Origin of the sequence: Methanobacterium bryantii (assembly GCF_002287175.1) — an archaeon.
GTDB lineage: Archaea > Methanobacteriota > Methanobacteria > Methanobacteriales > Methanobacteriaceae > Methanobacterium_D > Methanobacterium_D bryantii.
In genome coordinates, this window is sequence record NZ_LMVM01000009.1 from 1 (window position 1) to 20,763 (window position 20,763).

Consider the following 20,763-nt stretch of genomic DNA (forward strand, 5'->3'; position numbering starts at 1 on the left):
AGGTTCGATTATCAAATTTATGGAAAAAAATAGTCCTTAGACACAGTCTTCTCCGGAGGTGTGTGGGGGTGTGAGGGATGGTTTTAGATATACGAACTGTCAAAAATTCATAGGATTTTTGACGCGTCGAAAATCTTCGATTTTCAATCGCGAAAAATTCCATTTTTCGCATAACGCAAATCGATAGATTTGCAGGATCCAGAAACTAAAACAGACAACGTAACCTTAATTGAAATAACCATGTTCCAGGGAAGATCACTTGCTGCTAAAAAAGAACTTTACAAAGCTATAACTGAAAATTTAGCTCAAAATCCAGGGATAAATGACGATGACATTATAATTGCCGTACATGAGCCGTCTCTAGAAAATTGGGAAGTTAAAGGTGGCAAGCCAGCTAGCGAAGTTGATTTAGGGTTTGAAATTAAAGTCTAAACTACTCTAAAGAAATTATTCTAATTCTTTAATTTTTTTCAGACCATGTTTTATCATTAAATTTAATTGTAAATCGGATTTAAAAGTAAAATGATAAACATTAAATTATTAATTTCTAGAATCCATCATTCTATCATTGAAATCTATATTTTTCCACTTAACGCCTAACATATCTGCCTGCTGCATGAGAATTTTTACAGCATTCTCATTTCCTTTAACAAGTACTAAATCTTCCCCTGCTTCTTTATATTCTGCAAAGGCAATGGTGTTGTAATAAATTTCCTTTTTAATTTCATTTGTTATATTTTCAAGCAGCACTTTACCAACGCCAAGGGTGGGATCACCGTCTTTAAGGTATCTAATTTCATTTGAGACTTTCCTTTTAAGGGTAAAAAGCCTGTTTATAAATAATTCCTCTTCTTTACCATCTTCAACTTCTTTACTCCTGAGCAGATTTATAAATGTATCTAAGAGCTCAGGTAGGGCATATTCATCTTCCATTTTACCGCCTCTTTTAAATTTGAGTTTCCAATTTGTGTTAAGTACAGGTAACATATGCTGTAAAACACGGTATAAGATTGAGTATCAACTTATTTAAACGTTACATTCTTGAAGAAAAATATCGGCGTAAAATACTTAAATTTTAAAATAACACATAATACAAATTTATAAAATGATTTAGTAAGATAACTAATTAAATATTTGTTAAAAAACTATTACGTATCATTTTATAATTAAATAAGCCGTTTTAAAGCTTAAATTAAATTAACACTTTTTATTAAAATATATTAATAAAAAATAAAATTTAAAATTCATCTTAACTTACATTTGAATTATATTTAACTCAAAATCATAGGATAAATTTAATATCTTTTTTTGATAAGGGAGGGGGTTGTAACTAAATGAAAAAAAGGTAAAAAAATATTTAATATTTATGTTGGTAAGACTTTTTTTCCATAAAGTTCATTCAGCACCTCTGCAAGCCCAACGTATATTGCACTAAATCCAGTAAATATCCCTTCATATCCTGCAATTAAAGTTAGCATTGAGTTTCCTGTTATTTCCCCTGCAGATAGCAGGAAAAATAGTACTGCCAGGCTGAGAAATACTACCTGTAATCCCCTGCTTATTTTTAACGTTCCTATAAACATTACAATGGTGAAAAGTCCCCACATGAACAGATACGCTGCAAGTGACACTGCATCCGGTGCAGCTCCAAGGTTCAGTTTTGGTATTATCAGCAAGAACACGAAGGACCACCAGAACAGCCCATATGATCCAAATGCAACCATAGCAAATGTGTTGCCGTTTCGGTATTCCATTAGACTTGCAATAATTTGAGCTATCCCCCCATAAGCAAAGCCCATAGCAAGTATCATACTGTTTAACTCGTAAAATCCCGCATTGTGGAAATTCAAGAGAACTGTGGTCAGTCCAAATGCTATAAGCCCTAGAGGTGCAGGATTTGCAGGAGTATGTTTTGAAAGCTTCCTCCCATCTATAGTTATGGTTGCAAAATCATCTTCAACTATTTTTACACCTCCTTTTTTGCTTTAAATTATTCTTCAAGTGTTGAAATATCACCTACGTCTTCTCCCCTGTCTCTTGCCCTTAAAACTCTCCTCATGATTTTTCCACTTCTTGTTTTTGGGAGTGAATCTACCTGCTTAATCTGCCCCAAAACTGCAACAGGACCCAATTCATACCTTACATGTCTGCTTAATTCTTCGATTAACTGGGTTTTAAGTTGGTATCCTTCTTTTAATATTACAAATGCTTTGATTACTTCTCCTTTTATTGGATCTGATTTACCAATGACTGCTGCTTCTACCACTGCAGGATGGCTTACAAATGCAGATTCAACCTCAGAAGTACCTATTCTGTGCCCTGCAATTTTTAAGACGTCATCTGATCTTCCCTGGATCCAGAAATATCCGTCTTTATCTTTCCTTGCTATATCTCCTGCCGTATATACACATCCTGGAACTTCCTTCCAGTATGTGTTAATAAATTTCTCTTTATCATTGTAGAGTGTTCTAAACATTGCCGGCCACGGTTTTTTGATTACTAAAAGCCCGCCTTTTCCAACAGGCACAGGGTTTCCCTCATCATCAACTACATCCGCGTCGACACCAGGCAATGCCATTGTAGCTGAACCGGGTTTAAGTGGAGCTATAGGTAATGGGGAAATCATGTGCATCCCGGTCTCAGTCTGCCACCATGTATCCATAATAGGGCATTTTTCTTTTCCCACATTTTTGTAAAACCACATCCATGCTTCGGGATTTATTGGTTCTCCAACTGTTCCAAGAATTTTTAGTGATGAAAGGTTGTAGAGACTAGGATATTTGCTTCCAAATCTCATAAGGTGCCTTATTGCAGTTGGAGCTGTATAAAGCTTTGTTACACCGTATTTTTCAACAACAGCCCACCATGCTCCTGGATTTGGGTAGTCAGGTGCTCCTTCATATACAAGAGTTGTTGTACCTAAAAGAAGCGGCCCGTAGAGTAAGAAACTGTGTCCTGTAATCCATCCAATATCTCCTGTACACCACCATAAATCTCCATCATGAATATTGAATACATTGTTAAGCGTTGTTGCTACCCCTACCATGTATCCTGCAGTTGTATGCAAAACTCCTTTAGGTTTTCCTGTACTTCCAGAAGTATAAAGGATAAATAACGGATCTTCAGCATCCATTTCCTCTGCTTCCAGTTCGGCTGGTTCTCCTTCAATAAGTGTTTCGTAAAATATTTCTCTTCCACTTAACTCAGACATTTCTATAGGGATTCCAGTGTGTTTTACTACAACTACAGTCTCAACAGTCGGGCACTGCAGCATTGCTTCATCTGATACTCTTTTTAAGTCTATAATTTTCCCTCTTCTAAATGTCCCGTCTGCAGTTATCAAAATTTTCGCATTACAATCATTTATTCTTTCAACAAAAGATCCTACACTTAATCCAGAATAAACAACACTGTGTATTGCTCCGATTTTAGTACAAGCAAGCAGTGCAACCATGAGTTCTGGACACATAGGGAGATATGTTGAAACTACGTCTCCTTTTTTAACACCTAAATTTTTAAGCGCATTTGCAAATTTGTTTACTTCCCGGTACAGCTCATAATATGTTAATTTTTTCTCATGTCCTCTTTCATTTACGTATAAAACTGCAACCTGGTTTCTTTTGTCAGTTTCAATCCATCTATCCACAGCATTATATGCCATGTTGATTTTACCGTTTACAAACCACTTGTAAAACGGTTCATTACTATCATCAAGTATTTTATCCCACTTTTTAAACCATACAAATTGTTCTGCCTTTTCTGCCCAGTATTTCTCAATATCTTTTCCTTTTTCAATTTCTAATTCCCAGTCTTTCACGTGCAGTACATCAACTATTTCTTGGCCTGGTTTGAAAACTCTTTCTTCGTTCAGCAGGACATCTGTATCATGTCTCATAACTTTTTTCACCACTTTTTTGTTTCACTCGAAAAAAAAGTTTTCGAGGTTATAAAAATTTTTAATTTTTATACCCCAAAACTTTCAGCTTTGAGGTTGTAAAAATCTATGATTTTTATGCCCCAAAACTTTCGAAAATCTACGATTTTCGATGTTTACGACGCAAAGCATGCAAATCTATGATTTGCCGCATCAAAAATCTTTGATTTTTGATAGCTTCCTAACCGCACAAAACAAAGTTTTGTGCATGTTTGCAAAACCATGTTTCGCAGCCGGAAAAATTTTCAATTTTTCCATGCTGCAAATCTTTGATTTGCAGACTTTCAATTTCGAGGTTTTTCAAAGTATGGTGATTAATAAGTTTTTATTGATATTTATATTTTACTATTATTAATCATTATAAATATTGATTAATCATGATAAATATTAAAATTAAATAATAACTATCCACGGGTTAAAATATTAATTAAAAAGTAGTTGAAGGTAAAAATAAAAATAAACTCTAAAATTAACAAAAAAACTGCTTTAAAGTAAGCATCACATGTTTTATAAATTATTTAATAAAATCAAAAATAAAAATCTATTTTTTACCCAGCATTTTATCTACTGAATCTTTAATAGGATTCAACCATGGCTTTAATGCTTCTTTAGTACTGTTTTTATTAGTACTGGCGGTATTTTTATTTTCCTCATCGTAATTATTATATGCTTTATTTCGGTTAATTACAAAATCATTGAGCCAATCTGCCAGTTCATAATCGTGAAGGTCTTCAAAAAATACCCATGCATAGCCTTCATGTTCACTGCTTAAATTGAGGTAACCCTCTATAATTTCACCAGACATTACAATGTGAATAGCCCTTATTAACGGTAAATTCTGCTCACAAACCCCTACAACATGATCTAACTTAATCTTTAAATTAGTTTCTTCGTAGACTTCTCTTCTAAGGGCCTGGTCAAAAGATTCACCGGAATCTACTTTTCCTCCAGGAAGTTCCCATTTTCCGGGGTTAGTTTTAGAACTGGTGGAACGTTTAATAATTAAAATTTTACCCTTCTCATCAGTTAAGAGAACCCTTACTGCCAGACCAAAAACGTATTCTATCATTTTGATTAACCCATATTCCTGTTAGTATAATAAATGACGTGACTTTTTAAACTTATAAGTTTTAGGTATTAAATTTACCCATTTAATTTGAGGAAAATTTCTAATTTTCCGAAACATTCAAAAGCTGTCAAAATGGAAGATTTTGACGCGAAAAAAACTATGTTTTTGTTAGCTTCGCTTTCGAGGGCCCAAAAAATATTGAAACTTGCAAAACTTAAGGTTTGCGTCCCAAAAAAATCGAAGATTTTTTTAGGAATATTTTTTTGGATGTTGAGGAAATCTGTGATTTGCAAACATTCGAAAATTTAAAAAATTTTCGAAAGCTCAAAGCACATCGATAAATTATCTTATTAAATAATTAGTCAAAAGTATTTGGTCATTCATTCATTATAATATTCATTCTCTATTTACCTATATTAATACTCTTATTTCTAGACTAAGTTAAATAAATAAGATATTGTACCATAAAATTTGGTATTTAAAACAAAGTTTCTTAAAATTAACATTAATACACATAATATTTTGCATTTAGTTATATATAAAACTTATAGATCATTTAAATTTAGAAATAGCAGCTAATTTTAATTTATTTAATAATTTAAAAAGAAAAGAAGAAAATGATGTATAAATTTACATCATTGGTGGCATTCCACCAGGCATTCCGCCCATACCTCCCATATCAGGTGCGGCACCGGTACCTTTGGTAGCGATAACGTCGTCAATACGGAGGATCATTTCAGTAGCTTCTGCTGCAGACTGTATAGCCTGTTTTTTAACTCTTTGTGGTTCAACAACACCAGCCTGGTACATATCAACTACTTCTCCAGCGAAAACATCTAATCCTATGTAGAATGATTTTTCGTGTGCTGCTCTTAAGTCTACAAGAGCGTCGATGCTGTCTAAACCTGCGTTTTCAGCGAGTGTTTTTGGAACAACTTCTAAAGCTTCTGCAAATGCTGCAACAGCTAACTGTTCTCTTCCACTGATTGAGTCAGCGTATTCTTTTAATCCTTTAGATATTGCTATTTCAGGAGCTCCTCCACCAGCAACAACCTTTTTGTCTTCTACTGTGGATGCAACAACACCAATTGCGTCTTCAACTGCTCTTTCAATTTCTTCTGCAACGTGTTTTGTACTTCCCCTGAGTATTAAAGAGACAGCTTTAGGGTCTCTGCAGTCTTCTATGAATGTTAAAACTTCATCGAATATTTTCTTTTCGTATACGAGACCAGCTTCTCCTAAATCTTCTGGTTTTAAGTCATCGATGTTAGTTACAACTGTAGCACCAGTTGCTTTTTCGATCCTGCTCATGTCGGATTTTTTAACCCTTCTAATTGCATATATACCGTTTCTTGTGAGGTAGTGCTGTGCGAGGTCATCGATACCTTTTTGACAGAATAAAACATTTGCACCGGATGCAATTATTTTATCTACCATGTCCCTGATCATCTGTTCTTCATTTTCAATGAATGCCTGCATTTGAGCAGGGTCTGTTAAACTTATTTTAGCATCAGTTTCAAGGTCTTTTACTTCAATTGGGTATTTAACAAGTGCTATTTTAGCATCTTCCATCTGTTTTGGCATTCCAGGGTCAGTCCTGCCTTTGTCTACAACAACACCGTTTACTATCATTGATTCGTTGACAGATTCTCCTGAAATCCTCTGAATATTTATGTTATCAGTGTCTACTTCTCCATCTTCTTCAACCTGTCTTACAGCGTCAACTACGAGTTCTGCCAGTGGTTCTCTTGCAGCTTCGGATCCTTTACCTGTCATTGCAGTCATTGCAACTTTAAGGAGAGTATCACGGTCGTCAGCTTCAAATGATATTAAGTTTAATAATTCTTGAGCTTTTTCTGCTGCCTGCCTGTAACCGTTAGCTACAACAGTTGGGTGTATGTCCTGGTCCAGTAATCCTTCTGCTTTTTTAAGTAATTCACCAGCTATGATTACTGCTGTTGTTGTTCCGTCCCCTACTTCGTCTTCCTGTGTTTTTGCAACTTCTACAAGCATTTTAGCTGCAGGGTGTTCGATATCCATTTCTTTTAAGATTGTTACACCGTCGTTGGTTACAACAATATCTCCAAGGGAGTCTACAAGCATTTTGTCCATTCCCTTAGGACCTAAAGTAGTTCTTACAGTTTCTGCAAGGAGTTTCCCTGCGGTAATATTTACTCTTTGAGCGTCTCTTCCTAATAATCTGTCTGTACCTTCTGGAAATATTAAAATTGGTTGGTTTCCACCACCTAATTGTGCCACATTAATCACCTCAAAATTTTTTTGAAATTTTGGGTTCAGGAAATTTTAATCATAAGATTGAAATTTTCCTCAACCTCTAATTTTTTGAAAGTTAGAAAAATCTCATTTGAGATTTCCTTTAGAATTCTATTCTTTGTATTTTATCAATGGGTTAGAGGTTCTATAAATAATTTGCGCATACTGGTTTAAAACAATTGTTTATAATTTAAGAAAAAAATGTGAATATATGCTGTAAATTAAGGTTATTTTTCATTTAAAATTAAACAATAGTTAATATTTATCCCATTTTTCAATTCAAATGTTCATTAGGATCTATTTTAAGTTTATATACTTCTATTTCATTCCTCAATTTCGTATTCAAATTCAAAGAAGGGTTCCCCTCTGATTTCATCCGATAAAAGATGCTCCATTTCATGTGAAACACCATACGCATTTGAACCTGTAAAGTTAAAAGGCCCTTCAACTTTTTTAAGCCTGATTTTTTTAGTCAGGGGATTAAGTGACGCTTTTATTGCATATTCGGCCTCAATTGTTGTCTTATATGGTCTTTTTACAATTTCTCTTTCCTTTTTATTTCCACATTTTTCAAGCCTGTAAATTATCCCTTCTTGATTTAAAATCACAGGATTTAAAAATAGAAATACATTTTCAAGGGTGTAACCTATCATTTTTTCCTCATCAAAACGGGTGATCTTTTCTTTTATAGCCATGACATTGGTAGATTTTACTTTAAGGCTCCAATCTCCCCCAAACTTAATTGAAAAAAGTAAAGGCAAAAATACATCCTGAGGAATTTTAAGTTTTTCTATGACTTCTTTTTCCATTAAATTAAATGATAATTGTTTTTTAAAATCTTCTACCTCTCCTATCTAAACACTCCCCATTTAATTTATTATCTGCTGAATTCACTTTAAACTTGATGTATGAAAGTTTAATTTGAATTAAATTTTCAGCCTAATCGTGAGTTACACAACACCATATAATTTATGTATTTACCAAATAATAAACACTGCAGAAATTTAAAAAGATCAAAATTTAATTATTTTATTTTAATTGATTGGTAAAAATATATACTACTTCTAATACTTATTATGCCTTTATTATATACTTTGTTTTAAAATTAAAATCATTACTAAACGTTGTATGAAATATACTTCCATTATTATTTGAATTGATCAGTATGTTAATGAAAATAAATTTCACCATCTGCATATACAGTTTATATAATCATATAATATACATTATACATTAATTTTATTTTTTAACTAAACATTATTCAATATTTAAGAGAAAGCTTTTTATTGTATTAATTATAGATAAAGACAAGTCAAAGAAATTTGTTATATAAAACCACATGTGGAGGTGCAGTTGTTTGAAAACAAAAATAGGAGCCATCCTACTCATAATTTTAGCGACATTAGGCTTTTCTGAAACAATAGCAGCTCAACATGTTGCAGAAGAAGAGCATTCACGCAGAAAGACACACGGACCAGCTAGAAACAACGCTGTCATAAACCATCTGAAAATACACAGTAAACCCATAAAGCATCGTTACAATTATTTTCAAATGTGAAAAAAGACAAAGACCACAAAAAAACTAAATGAAAATATGCCTATTTTTTTTAAACTTTTAGTTATTATTCAACGAGAGATATCTATCCAATATCTTATTTACAGTGGTAATCAAATTTGAAAAATTGAATGATTCGCTTGTTTTTATATTTAATCTAACGTTTTTTAAATTCATATTCATCTGTTTTCTAACTTTTAAATTAGTTTCACACATCTAAATTAGTAAATAGTTATATCTTTTCTATTTTTAAGAGCGAAAACAGAACTGGACGAAATATAAAAATGTAGTTAGTACATTATAATGACGGTTAACTATATAATTCTGTACTAACATTAAATTGTAATGGTGATTAAAAATGCCTAAATGGGTAAGTGGAAAAGAAATAAGCAAAGAAGAAGCAGAAAACTCGCTAAAAAATCTGGTTGAAACTGTATGTTTTAAATGTGAAACCCACAGCGATGAATGCTCACTTGCAAAAGCTGCTGCAGACATTAAAAACATGACAGAATAATTAAAATATTTAAAGCAGGTAAAAAAAACCTCCCATTTTTTCCTTTTTTTAAATTTAGTTAATATTATTTTTTAAACTATTCAATTTAAATAATAAATATCTATAAAATAGCATTTCAGACAATGTGACTGTTAATTATTATAAAAAAATTGAAATTATACTATACTTGCAGATATAATTATAATTCCGCAGATTGCTAGTACAAAACATAAGATATAGTAAAGATTCCTTTTAGATTTGTAATTGAGATATTTGTCTGCCAACGATTTTTTATGATTAAACTGCCTACACTGCTAATTAAATAACATGAATACGCTATAAAAAATAATCCAACTATAAAACTAATAATTATCATAATAACTAGTTTAAAACGGATTATATAAACTATTGCGTTTTGCATTACTTTTTTCAATCTAATAAAAAGCGGAATAATTCCAAATATTAAATTATATATATAATACGGAGTTTTATATGCACATATCAGTTAAAACAAAGTTTATACATACTCAAAGGAGAGAACTTGAATGTTAGCAGGAATACTAATTTGAATGCTCCATTACAGAAAAAAACAGCCATTTATATTAAATATAAAAAATAACCTTCAAACCATAATTTTCATGTTATACTCAAACAAGTTTTAAACTAGCTGCAACTTACTTTTTAAGTTATTCACTATAATTATTGATTAATTTTATAGAAAAATAGGGAAATAATATGATATAATTCGTCTAGTGTTATTTAAATAATAGAACTTATAAAAATTCATATATTGGATTAGTTATAAATGAACTAAAAGTGAATTGTTTTAAAGGAATATTAAGTAATCATTTAAATTGATTTTAACTTATTGTAAATTAGAGGATGACAGAATGCCAGTTATAACATTTGAGTATGATGATCTTTATAAAATTTTAGGAAAGGAAATCCCCAAGGACGAATTAATAGATCTTCTACCTATGATTTCAAGCGATATAGAAGATTATGATGATAATGAGATTAAGGTAGAGTTTTTTCCAAACCGCCCAGACCATTTAAGTGTTGAAGGGGTTGCCAGGACACTTAAAGGATTTTTAGGTATGAAAAAAGGTCTGCCTGAATATGAAATAGAGCCTTCTGGAATAAATGTTGAAGTTGATCCTGATTTAGGCGATATAAGGCCATATATTGCTTTTGGAATAGTTGAAGGAGTGGACCTAACCGGAAATAAGTTAAAACAGGTCATGGAATTCCAGGAAGACCTTCACTGGGTTATAGGAAGGGACCGAAAAAAAGTTGCAATTGGAATTCATAATTTAGATGTTATAAAACCGCCTTTTTTCTATGAAGCCGCAGATCCAGATAAAGATTCATTTGTACCCCTTGAATGTATTCAAGAGATGACTTTAAATGAAATACTGCATGAACATAAAAAAGGGAAGGATTATGCTCATTTACTCGAAAAATTCGATAAATATCCCCTTATAGTAGATTCTAACGGTGATGTGCTTTCAATGCCACCTATAATCAATGGGGAACTTACCAAACTCACAGAAAATACCAGAAATATTCTTGTTGATGTTACTGGAACTGATGAAAAAGCTGTAAATTATGCCCTTAACATCATCATGACTTCCTTTGCCGAGGTAGGAGGCAAGTTAAAGTCTATGAATGTAATTTATAAAGACCGGCAGGTTCAAACACCTGATTTAACTCCAAAGAAAAAAGAAGTAAGTGTCAGCAATGCTTCAAAGAAAATTGGAATAGACCTCACTGCAGAAGATGTAGTAGATTTCCTTGGAAAAGTTAGAATTGGAGCCGAAATTAAAAGTGAAGACATAGTTAAAGCTGTAATTCCCGCATACAGAATAGATATCTTACATGAAGTTGATATTATTGAAAATATTGCTATAGGGTACTGCTTTAAAAAAATAGGGTCTGAGCTACCTGAAATTGCAACCATAGCAGAGGAAGATAAAGGTGAAACTTTTGACAATGTGCTAAGGGAAATTTTAATTGGAATGGGCTTTATTGAAACAATGAGCCTTATGCTTACCAGCGAAAAAGTGCATTATAAAAACATGATGCTTGCTGAGGATGAACGTGTAACTGTAGCCCAACCAATATCAACAGACAGGACCATGTTAAGAAAGAACCTCTTACAGGGGTTAATGGAATTTTTAGAAGATAACAAACATGAAGAACTCCCACAAAAGATTTTTGAAGTTGGAACTGTTGTATTTTTAGATGAAACATGCGAAACATGCACTCAGGATTATAAAAAGTTAGCAGGGGCTATAACTCATTCTACTGCAAACTTTACAGAAATCAAATCTACAGTTGCAGCATTATTCGTAAATCTTGGGCTTGAAATGAATATTGAAAATTACAACCATCCTTCTTTTATAAAAGGGAGATGTGCAAAAGTTAAAGGCAGTATTAACTGGAAATCTGAAAAGATTGATGTTACAGGTTACTTTGGAGAAGTCCATCCAGAAGTTATAACCAATTTCAACCTGGAATACCCAGTTATTGCATTTGAAATCATGTTTAAAAACTCTGAATTATTTTAAGTAAAGGGTTTAAACAACTTCATTATTTAACTTTTTTTAGATGCGATATACATTACTATTTTTTTAATTTTATTTTCAGTCAAAACCCTAATTTTGTATTAAATAGTAATCTTTTATCATTGTACTAATTCATTAACACGCTACTATCCATTTATCTTTAATAAAATAATCTTAATCCATCATTAAACCATGATATTTTATCAGTTTATGTGCTAATTCACTAACACGCTACTATCCATTTATCTTTAATAAAATTTTAATTCATATTAAACAGTAATCTTTTTATACCCTTATGTGTTAATTTATTAATAACATATTTGGAGGCAAATAAGATGACATTTGCTAAATGGGTAAAAATTATTTTGAAAAATCCTGTAATTAAAGATAAAAGAGAAACTGATGAACTTATTTATACGGTTGGAGAATCTTTCGATAAAAATCTTGGTAAAATAAACCAGATCCATATAAATGGAGACCAGATAGTTATTTCATGCAATTCGCCAGAAAATAATGAGATGATATCTGTGGGTATACCCATAAATTCCAATGTTTTGAAATATTACTATGGTAAAAATTCTATGAAAATTTCCTGAGAACCTCAAATCTCGGTTATAATTTATGTCAATTATTTTAATCTTATTTTTTTATTTTAACTACAAGCTATCCAAATACAGCACAAATACTATTTAAAAACTTTAATTAACAATAAACAGTTTAGTCTATTTGCCCATAACTGTAATTACAAATTTTCTATTTCTCGGACCGTCAAGTTCAACGAAAAAAACACTCTGCCATGTCCCTAAACTTAAATGACTATTTTCTACAGGAATAGTTTCACTACTTCCAATAAAAAAAGATCTTATATGTGAATCCGCATTGTTATCTATCCTATCATGTAAATAGTTATTATTCTCTGGAATTAAAGATTCCAGGGCATTTTGAAAATCTTTCACCAGTCCAGATTCATTTTCATTTATAACTATTCCCGCGGTTGAATGCCTGGCAAATATATTAATCACACCATCTTTTATTTTACCTTTAGTTAGAATATCATTAATATCCTGTGTCATGTCTATAATTTCAACCCTCTTGTTTGATCCTTTATTTAATACGAATTTTTCCATCTCCATATGCTCACCTTTTATAGATAATATTCTGCTTAATTTAAATTAAATCCAAGTATTTGATAGAAAAATACTAAACACATTTTTATCCATTTTACTTCTATTGTAGTAATATTCATTTTAAACGTCTTAAACCCTAAAAATTAATTATTATGTTTGCCTACTCAAATTAGCAACATGTAACAAAGTTTACAGTAACATTTTGAGATTTTAAATGTTCAACACACTCTTCAAGGGAAGATCCCCTGAACACGATATCTTCTTCTCGAAGTTGATCCATAGATTTATCTTCATCCAGAATGCTGTTGAGCTTTAGCACTATGAAATCACCAGATACCTCACGAATAATTTTAATAGATTCTAACTTTTTTTCATCAGTTGGAACCCAATCAAATGGATCAAATCTATCTGGAAAGCGTCTTGACTTTCTTAATCTAATTATTTTTCCTTTTAAATTTTCTAGACTCATAAAATCACCATTTACTGATTTATTTTGTTTTCATAAAAATAAATATTTATCTATTCCTTATTTTAATTTTTAAATTTATTAAACCATTTAAACCAAAAAAGAGGTAAATATTAACATTTGAACTTAATTAAAGGTCAATTATCAATATAAAATGCAACTGACAAAAAATAACCTGCAGGTCATGGGGACCAATTATTTAATAGTTCTATCTAAACTAGCAATATTGTGCTGTTTAAAAGTATAAAAAATGTAAATCTTCATTTTTTAGGTAATAGAAAAATAATAAAAAGGTAAAAATATTATTTGAATCTAAAAATACTATATATTAATTGTTATAGAAAAGGTGCTTTCTCATAAATCAATAGTACCTATTTCATATCATGGCATACTATATTCTTCCCGATAAACTGGCATATAAACTACAGGAATTACTGAAATCTAAAAATACATGATTTAGACCCATCTGCTATGGCTGTCCTTTGATCTACATTTCCTTCAAATTCTATCCATTTAAAGCTGGAATTCATAATTGCATAACAGTTAAGGCAAAAAACATGTTTCTTTTTAGCATCCTCTTTCCATGGGCAGTTTAAAAATTCTATATAATATCCCTGATCATTAAACAGGAGTTCATTTTGTATGCCAAACCCGTTAAATAGATCAGATAGCCATGTAAGGTAATATTTAAATAGGATGTCCGGATCCTCGGTTAATTCATCGCCCATTTCTTCATCAAAATTGGGTTTAAATTCTTCTTCTAACCGTTTTTCAAGTATGTTTAAAAGCATATCTTTAAGTTTTTCTTGGGAAGCTTCAGCATATTGGGGCAGAGCAGTTAAAACAAAGTCATAGTAGTCAGCCAATATTTTTCTCTTGATGTTTTCACTGTTTCTCTTTTCTGATTCATGCTTGTAAAGCGCCATCTCAATATGAGCTTTCATTTCGCTTGTTCTAAAGGGTTTAACCATATATCCATAAGGTTCTGTTATCCGTGCACGTTTTAATATTTCATCATCAGAATATGCTGTTAAATAGATAACTGGAATATCCAAATCATCATGTATGTGTTGTGCAGCTTGAATACCATCCATATCCCCTTTCAATACTATATCCATCAATATCAAGTCAGGCCGTAATTGTTTTGCATGTTTGATTGCTTCTTCGCCCCGATCAACTGTGTCTACGACGTTATATCCCAGATCTATTAATTTCTGTTCAACAGCCATTGCCATAATGACCTCATCTTCAACTATCATAATTTTTTTGCCAGACATTGAATGCCTCCTTATATCTCTAATTCTTTAAATGTAATTTTAAATTCAGTACCTTCAGATGTATCCAGCTCTATAATTCCATCTATTTGTTTTGTAATCCTATTAATAAGCTCTAAGCCCAATGTGCCTGTTTTTTTATAATCTAAATCTTTTGGAAATCCTATTCCATTATCTTTAACGATTAATTCAAATTTATCACTGATTTTATGGAATATTACTGTGATCCTGGCGTTTTTATTTACAGACTCTTGAACTGTATTAGATGAACTGATGGATGTTAAATCTTCAAACCTGCAGTTGAAAGCTGCAGAGCTGGCAGATGTTCCATCTGATAGTCCACAACTGGAGGTTACAGGGAAAGCATATTTTAAACTGTTGGTTAGTAACTCATTTAATATCAGGCCCAATGGAATTGCAGTATCTATATCTAACATTATATTTTCCACATCAGTAATCAGGTTAATCTGTCCAGAAGCATTTACATATGTATTAACTAAATCAGTTGCCAGAGTACAGATATAATCTCCAAAATCAATGCTTTTAAGGTCTGATGATTGATAAAATCTTTCATGTATAAGTGCCATTGAATTTGCTCGATTTTGACTTTCTCTGAAAAAATTAAAATCCGTTTTATCCTTGATATAATGGGACTGAAGCTCAAGTAAATTCGATATCATAATAAGATTATTTTTAACCCTGTGATGGATTTCTTTTAAAAGCATCTCTTTTTCCTGCAAAGCTATCTGTAACTCAATTTTACTTCTTTTAAGTTCAGTTAACTCATCACGTTCTGTGATGGCTCTTAAAATTGCAGGTACTAATTTTGTAAGATTATTTTTAAAGACATAATCTGTAGCGCCTTTTTTCAGCATGTCCACCGCAAATTCATCTCCTATTTTTCCACTTACAAAAATAAATGGAACTTCAGGGACTATTTTTTTAGCAATTTCTAAAGCTGAAACACCATCAAATTTAGGAAGAGAATGATCAGCCAATATCACATCTGGTTTAAATATATTAAGCCCTTTAATGAAATCTTCCTCTATTTCTACCTGTTTAGATGTGAATTTTATACCTTCACGGCGCAATTCGTATTCTATTAACTCAACATCATACTGAACATCTTCCAGTATAATGATCTTAAATTCTTCTTTCATTTAATCTCCCACTTAAAACCTTTTTTTATAGTTCAATTCGTTAAATCTTATGCGGAACGCTGTTCCGCCATTTCTTTCTAATTCTACTGATCCTTCCAACTGATTTATAAGCATATTCACCAGTTGCAGCCCTAATGTTTGTATATTTCCAAAATTGATATCATCTGAAAGGCCAATACCATTATCCGCAGCAATAAGTTCCAAACATTTATCATGCATGTGAAAACTTACAAATACTTTTCCAGACTTGTTATCAGGAAATGCATATTTCAAGCTGTTAGAAACCAGTTCGTTTATTATTAATCCGCATGGAATTGCAGTTTCAATATTTAAAAAAACTTCTTCTGCATCAATAATAAGTTTAATATTGTTTTTTACACCATAAGAGTAAAATAAATCTTGAACCAGATTTTTTATGTAATTTGAGAAATCTATATTTGCCAGATCAGTAGATTGATACAGCATATCATGAATCATAGCCATTGATTTAACTCGATCTTTACTCCCCCGTAAAACATTAACTGTTTCTTTGTGATCAACGTAATTTACCTGTAGATCGAGTAAACTTGAAATTATCTGCAGGTTATTTTTAACTCGGTGATGTATCTCTTTTAAAAAGAGTTCTTTCTCTTCAAGTGATGTTTTAATATCTTTTTCTATTTTTTTTCGGCGGCTTATATCGCGAAAAACAACTTGAACCACACTTTTGCTGTTGTAGGTAAATCCAGTTGCTAAAACTTCAACATCGATTGGTGTTTCGTCTGCACGTAAAAATTTTTCTTCAATTGGCGGAAGTGTCTCACTATTTTTTAACATTTTTTGTACTCGTTCCATTACAGTTTTATGGTATTCACCATGTATAAATTCAATTAATGGAATATTCGTGAATTCTTCAGGATTTTTTATCCCTAAAAGTTCCATTGCAACTGTATTTGCTGATATAACTTTATTACCATCATGAATGACAACTGCATCAAAAGAATTTTCCAGTAGTTCACGGTAGCGGGTTTCACTTTCCTTTAATGACTTTTCTGTTTTTTTACGTTCACTTATATCTAAAAAAGATACCACACAATTTTTAGTATTGGGAATTAATGCAACGGTTACATAGACATCCTTAATGTTGCCTTGCTTATTAATTAATTTAGTTTCATAATTTTGAGGGACTGATTCAGGGTTAATTTTTCTTAAGCTATGATACTTCCTTACCATTTCTAAGTCTTCTTCAGCTATAAGGTCTATCCAGCTTTTTTTACCTTCCATTTCCTCTTTTAAATACCCTGAAAGCTTTTCAAATTCACTATTTGCAAGGGAAACAACAGTATCTTCTCCAAATATTAATGTAGCAGTTCCAGTATTTTCAAAAATAGTTCTGTAATACAGTTCTGACTTTTTAAAATCCGTTTCTGCTTTCTTACGCTTTGTAATATCTGTTATAAATCCCTCTAATGCAATTAAATCTCCTTCTGAAGAGAATATACCTTTTCCCTGCTCCCAAACATGTTTTATCTTTGAATCTGCTGTAATTATTTTATAAGTAATCTTAAAATGTTCATTTTCTTTTAAAGCTTTTTGAATGATATCCCATACCATTTGCCTATCTTCAGGATGTATTAAATCCATGTAGGAAATATTTTCATTCATAATGAGGTCTTCTGGTTGATACCCTGTTAGTTCCAAGCAACTATCACTTACAAATTCCATTGTCCAGTTGAGATCATTCCGGCATCTGTAGACTACTCCAGGTAAGTTACTTATTAAAGTTTCAAAAGTACGTTCATTCTCTTTTAAAGCTCTTTCTGTTAATTTAAGATTATAAATCTCTTTTTTTGCATTTCCATATAAATTCTTATTTTTTTGTAAAATCATTGCCTGGTGAAGAAATATCAGAAAAATACTAATCCCAACTACCAATTCAATATATATCAAATTTGGAGAAGTTAAGCTGTAATTGGCCCATATAATTAAGAAAAATGATACCAATATAACACATAACGGCAAATAAAACGAAAAATTTGAACTTATTATCCCATATTTAAGCGTATTTACCTTAATATTCTCTGCATGGGACTGAGTTATTTCTGAAATCCTATCTTCATCTGAATTAGAGATAAGACAGGAACTAAAAATGAATTCAAATAATCCCCTTTTTTTAAGCATAGAGAGCCTTTATATTCACATGATTTTATATTTAAATAAGTTAAATGTGCAGTATGTCACGAGAATTATCAAAATAGCTGAAAATTATATTATAATTTACAGTTTTATAGAGCTTATTTCAAAATTCAGGGCACATAAACTATATTTAAAAGCATATTTACTGTATCATAATTATTTAAGACACTATTATACATTATATTTCAGTTAGTATCCATAATAATATAAATCATTAATTATCCAGAATGGTAACTGCATAATATTAATTTTAACTATTTAAATGGTTTAGTTATTTATTTTATCTAATAATCCATGAAACACCTTAAAAAAAACTTTTATATAAATATTTTCTCGCAATAACAATAATTGGAATCATCCGAAGCATATGTTTTATAGTATCAAAATTAATAATTCAAATTAATATCTAAAAGTAATTAGCCTATGTTTAAGTTTCAATCCTTAAATTTGAGCTTATAAAAATTAATTAATTTAAAGGAGAAAAACAATTTTATGATGGATTTTGCTGCTTATTTTGGTAACTTGGCAGTTAACCTTATTGGAACCCTTGGTTATCTTGGTGTTGCAATTGGAACTGCATTCTTTCCAAGTGAGATAATAATGCCTTTAGCAGGGGTTGCCGTTTCCCATGGAAAAATGACGCTCTGGGGAATAATAGCTGCAGCACTCATAGGAGATGTTTCAGGTGCTTTAATCATTTATGGCATAGCATATATAGGCGGAAGACCTTTAATGGAAAAATACGGCAGATACATACTTATTGACCAGGATAAACTTGAGCAGGCAGACTCATGGTTTGAAAAATACGGACCTGAAGCAGTCCTGATAAGCAAACTTTTGCCTATAATGGGGAGAGTCATATCTGTGCCGGCTGGAATTGCCAAAATGAGCCTTAAAAAATTCATTGTTTACACTTTTATAGGTACTGTACCATTTGCAGTTACTTTAGGATATTTAGGAGTACAGTTAGGTATTAAATGGCCTGTTATAAAAGAATATCTTGATACGTGGGATATAGTAATAGTTGCAGTTGTTTTTATAGGTATCTTGAGTTATTTAATATATAAAAGACGCATCAATACAAAATAAGGATTATTTGTTCCATAATCAAACCATAAAAGAAGGAATCTGATAAAAATAGCCAGGCAGTGTCATATGGTATTTTTTAGTAATTCATTTATCAAGCTCAGTTAAGTCCGTCAAAATTCTCCTGACTATCATATTACCCACTATATCCGTTAATGTTCGAGATACAGCAAGTAAGTCTTGATCCAGCGGCCCAGTCATTCTCTCTTTAAATTGATTTAATTCACTATCAGTAACGGTTACTGTATACTCCCTAGTTTTCTTTTCCTCATTTACTTTATGTTTAAGCTCCATTTTTATCCCACCTATGCAAATATAACCTATTTCAAATTAAGTGCCATAAAATGATTTAAATTCTAAACAATGGATTTAGATCACGAAGCATTGCAATATTTGGGTTAAAGACACGTTTAAAAATAATTTCCACTACAGTTCATATACTGGAAATTCTATAGACAAATAATAAAGTTTGGTCCTTTTTAAGCTTTAAAACATCATTACATACTTTTATTCTTAATTAATTTAATATCTTACTAATTATATAATAAGTAATAAAAGGTGGTATTCCATGACTGAAGAATTAGTTCAGATGTTAAAAAATGATCATGATAACGTTAAAAATCTCCTAAAGGAAGCTTCAGATAAAGAAGATAGTTCTAAATTTAGAGAAATTAAACATCAGCTTAATATACACATGGAAGGTGAAGAAGAATATTTTTACCCAAGATTAAAACATATGGATGAATATGGAGTAAATCAGAGTTTTAAAGAACATGAAAAAGCCAGGAAAATGATTAAAGATATGGAAGAAATCCACTGGAAAGATAAAGAATGGATGAAAAAACTAATGGAGTTAAAAAAAACGGTAGAAGCTCATTTTGAAAAAGAAGAAAACATGATATTTCCTGAAAGTAAAAAACTCAGTACTCTTCAAAGAGAAGAAATAGCTCAAAATATAGAGAAAGAAAAGATGCGTAAAAAGTTAAAGAGCATTCCGCATGAAAAGTTAGTACCTTTACCTGATAATATTGATATTCCACAAACCATTCCTGCGTCTCAAGTTAAAGTACCTTCAATGTATATAAATGGAGACGTTGAATATGAAGATGCTGAAGGAAATAAAGTTGATAAAGAAAATGCCACCCATTTAAGACTTACGGGTATTGATAGAAGATCTGATGTTGTTGTAGGGCCTGTTAAACCTAAAGGGATGATTAAGTTGACTTTATATTTTAACAATAAAAATTCACCTGAAACCAAGGAAAAATCAACAAGCAGCAAAAGTAAGATATTTAATGAAGAATACAAACCTATAAAAAATTAACGCTCATGTTCACAAAAACTGTCGGTCTTCAAAAATCTTCGATTTTTGAAACCTCGAAAACAAAGCATTCGAAAATTTACAATTTTCGATGCGTCAAATCAAAGATTTAACAGTTTTCGAAGGTTTTTGTGACCGTAAAAATCGCAGCGGACAAATACTTCGTATTTGTCGCGTCAAAATCAAAGATTTTGACAGCTTGCAAAATTCATAGAATTTTGCAGCCCAAAAATTCTACGAATTTTCGACGGCTTGCAAAATT

The 20,763-nt window shown here is 31.4% G+C and carries 20 protein-coding genes; 8 read left to right on the top strand and 12 right to left on the bottom strand.

Features of this window, described 5'->3' with window-relative positions; genetic code table 11:
* Positions 1-189: 189 nt before the first annotated feature.
* A complete protein-coding gene (locus ASJ80_RS05440) occupies positions 190-432 on the top strand; it encodes a tautomerase family protein (protein ID WP_069585606.1) in 243 nt (80 codons plus the stop codon).
* 108 nt (positions 433-540) lie between these two features.
* Here ASJ80_RS05440 and ASJ80_RS05445 read toward each other — a convergent pair whose 3' ends face one another.
* Positions 541-933: a hypothetical protein gene (locus tag ASJ80_RS05445; RefSeq protein ID WP_069585605.1), complete on the bottom strand. Its 393-nt coding sequence runs from the start codon at positions 931-933 to the stop codon at positions 541-543.
* 431 nt (positions 934-1,364) lie between these two features.
* The gene (locus ASJ80_RS05450; RefSeq protein WP_338036864.1) at positions 1,365-1,877 is read right to left on the bottom strand and encodes an acetate uptake transporter; all 513 of its coding nucleotides are present in this window, start codon (positions 1,875-1,877) and stop codon (positions 1,365-1,367) included.
* Between ASJ80_RS05450 and ASJ80_RS17450 the strand changes: the two genes are divergently transcribed.
* Positions 1,837-1,989, top strand: a complete 153-nt coding sequence (locus tag ASJ80_RS17450; protein ID WP_245837480.1) for a hypothetical protein — start codon at positions 1,837-1,839, stop codon at positions 1,987-1,989. The two genes, ASJ80_RS05450 and ASJ80_RS17450, sit on opposite strands and share 41 nt — an antisense overlap.
* A 1-nt stretch (position 1,990) precedes the next feature.
* Here ASJ80_RS17450 and acs read toward each other — a convergent pair whose 3' ends face one another.
* The 4 genes from acs to ASJ80_RS05470 all read right to left on the bottom strand — a co-directional run bounded on the left by acs (position 1,991) and on the right by ASJ80_RS05470 (position 8,086).
* Entirely contained in the window at positions 1,991-3,895 is a 1,905-nt protein-coding gene (gene acs, locus ASJ80_RS05455) for an acetate--CoA ligase (protein ID WP_069585603.1), read from the bottom strand.
* A 580-nt stretch (positions 3,896-4,475) separates the two neighbouring features.
* On the bottom strand, positions 4,476-5,003 hold the full coding sequence (locus ASJ80_RS05460) for an NUDIX hydrolase (RefSeq protein WP_069585602.1): 528 nt from the start codon (positions 5,001-5,003) through the stop codon (positions 4,476-4,478).
* Positions 5,004-5,633: 630 nt separating this feature from the next.
* Complete coding sequence (gene thsA / locus ASJ80_RS05465) at positions 5,634-7,262, bottom strand: thermosome subunit alpha (RefSeq protein ID WP_095652044.1); 1,629 nt, start codon at positions 7,260-7,262, stop codon at positions 5,634-5,636.
* 338 nt (positions 7,263-7,600) lie between these two features.
* A complete protein-coding gene (locus ASJ80_RS05470; RefSeq protein WP_069583194.1) occupies positions 7,601-8,086 on the bottom strand; it encodes a RimK/LysX family protein in 486 nt (161 codons plus the stop codon).
* 530 nt (positions 8,087-8,616) lie between these two features.
* Between ASJ80_RS05470 and ASJ80_RS16965 the strand changes: the two genes are divergently transcribed.
* The 4 genes from ASJ80_RS16965 to ASJ80_RS05485 all read left to right on the top strand — a co-directional run bounded on the left by ASJ80_RS16965 (position 8,617) and on the right by ASJ80_RS05485 (position 12,488).
* A complete protein-coding gene (locus tag ASJ80_RS16965) occupies positions 8,617-8,835 on the top strand; it encodes a hypothetical protein (RefSeq protein ID WP_176720210.1) in 219 nt (72 codons plus the stop codon).
* A gap of 355 nt (positions 8,836-9,190) precedes the next feature.
* Positions 9,191-9,346, top strand: a complete 156-nt coding sequence (locus tag ASJ80_RS16970) for a hypothetical protein (protein WP_176720211.1) — start codon at positions 9,191-9,193, stop codon at positions 9,344-9,346.
* A gap of 869 nt (positions 9,347-10,215) precedes the next feature.
* Positions 10,216-11,895, top strand: a complete 1,680-nt coding sequence (gene pheT, locus ASJ80_RS05480; protein ID WP_069583196.1) for a phenylalanine--tRNA ligase subunit beta — start codon at positions 10,216-10,218, stop codon at positions 11,893-11,895.
* A 332-nt stretch (positions 11,896-12,227) separates the two neighbouring features.
* Positions 12,228-12,488 carry a hypothetical protein gene (locus ASJ80_RS05485; RefSeq protein WP_069583197.1) on the top strand — a complete coding sequence of 87 codons (261 nt, stop codon included), beginning with the start codon at positions 12,228-12,230 and terminating at the stop codon, positions 12,486-12,488.
* Positions 12,489-12,614: 126 nt separating this feature from the next.
* On the opposite strand, the gene ASJ80_RS05490 is transcribed toward ASJ80_RS05485, so the two are convergent.
* From ASJ80_RS05490 to ASJ80_RS05510, 5 genes are all read right to left on the bottom strand, one after another.
* A complete protein-coding gene (locus ASJ80_RS05490; RefSeq protein WP_069583198.1) occupies positions 12,615-13,025 on the bottom strand; it encodes a secondary thiamine-phosphate synthase enzyme YjbQ in 411 nt (136 codons plus the stop codon).
* A 163-nt stretch (positions 13,026-13,188) separates the two neighbouring features.
* Entirely contained in the window at positions 13,189-13,488 is a 300-nt protein-coding gene (locus ASJ80_RS05495) for a hypothetical protein (RefSeq protein WP_069583199.1), read from the bottom strand.
* A 428-nt stretch (positions 13,489-13,916) separates the two neighbouring features.
* Positions 13,917-14,762, bottom strand: a complete 846-nt coding sequence (locus tag ASJ80_RS05500) for a methanogen output domain 1-containing protein (RefSeq protein ID WP_069583200.1) — start codon at positions 14,760-14,762, stop codon at positions 13,917-13,919.
* Between the two features lie 11 nt (positions 14,763-14,773).
* Positions 14,774-15,919: a histidine kinase dimerization/phosphoacceptor domain -containing protein gene (locus ASJ80_RS05505; RefSeq protein ID WP_069583201.1), complete on the bottom strand. Its 1,146-nt coding sequence runs from the start codon at positions 15,917-15,919 to the stop codon at positions 14,774-14,776.
* Positions 15,920-15,931: 12 nt separating this feature from the next.
* Entirely contained in the window at positions 15,932-18,079 is a 2,148-nt protein-coding gene (locus ASJ80_RS05510) for a PAS domain-containing sensor histidine kinase (protein WP_069583202.1), read from the bottom strand.
* Between the two features lie 507 nt (positions 18,080-18,586).
* Between ASJ80_RS05510 and ASJ80_RS05515 the strand changes: the two genes are divergently transcribed.
* Positions 18,587-19,183 carry a DedA family protein gene (locus tag ASJ80_RS05515; protein ID WP_069583203.1) on the top strand — a complete coding sequence of 199 codons (597 nt, stop codon included), beginning with the start codon at positions 18,587-18,589 and terminating at the stop codon, positions 19,181-19,183.
* 84 nt (positions 19,184-19,267) lie between these two features.
* On the opposite strand, the gene ASJ80_RS05520 is transcribed toward ASJ80_RS05515, so the two are convergent.
* Positions 19,268-19,474, bottom strand: coding sequence for a hypothetical protein (locus tag ASJ80_RS05520; RefSeq protein WP_069583204.1), 207 nt, complete (start codon positions 19,472-19,474; stop codon positions 19,268-19,270).
* A gap of 274 nt (positions 19,475-19,748) precedes the next feature.
* Here ASJ80_RS05520 and ASJ80_RS05525 point away from each other — a divergent pair, with 274 nt between their 5' ends.
* The gene (locus ASJ80_RS05525; protein ID WP_069583205.1) at positions 19,749-20,504 is read left to right on the top strand and encodes a hemerythrin domain-containing protein; all 756 of its coding nucleotides are present in this window, start codon (positions 19,749-19,751) and stop codon (positions 20,502-20,504) included.
* The last annotated feature ends 259 nt before the right edge of the window (positions 20,505-20,763 follow it).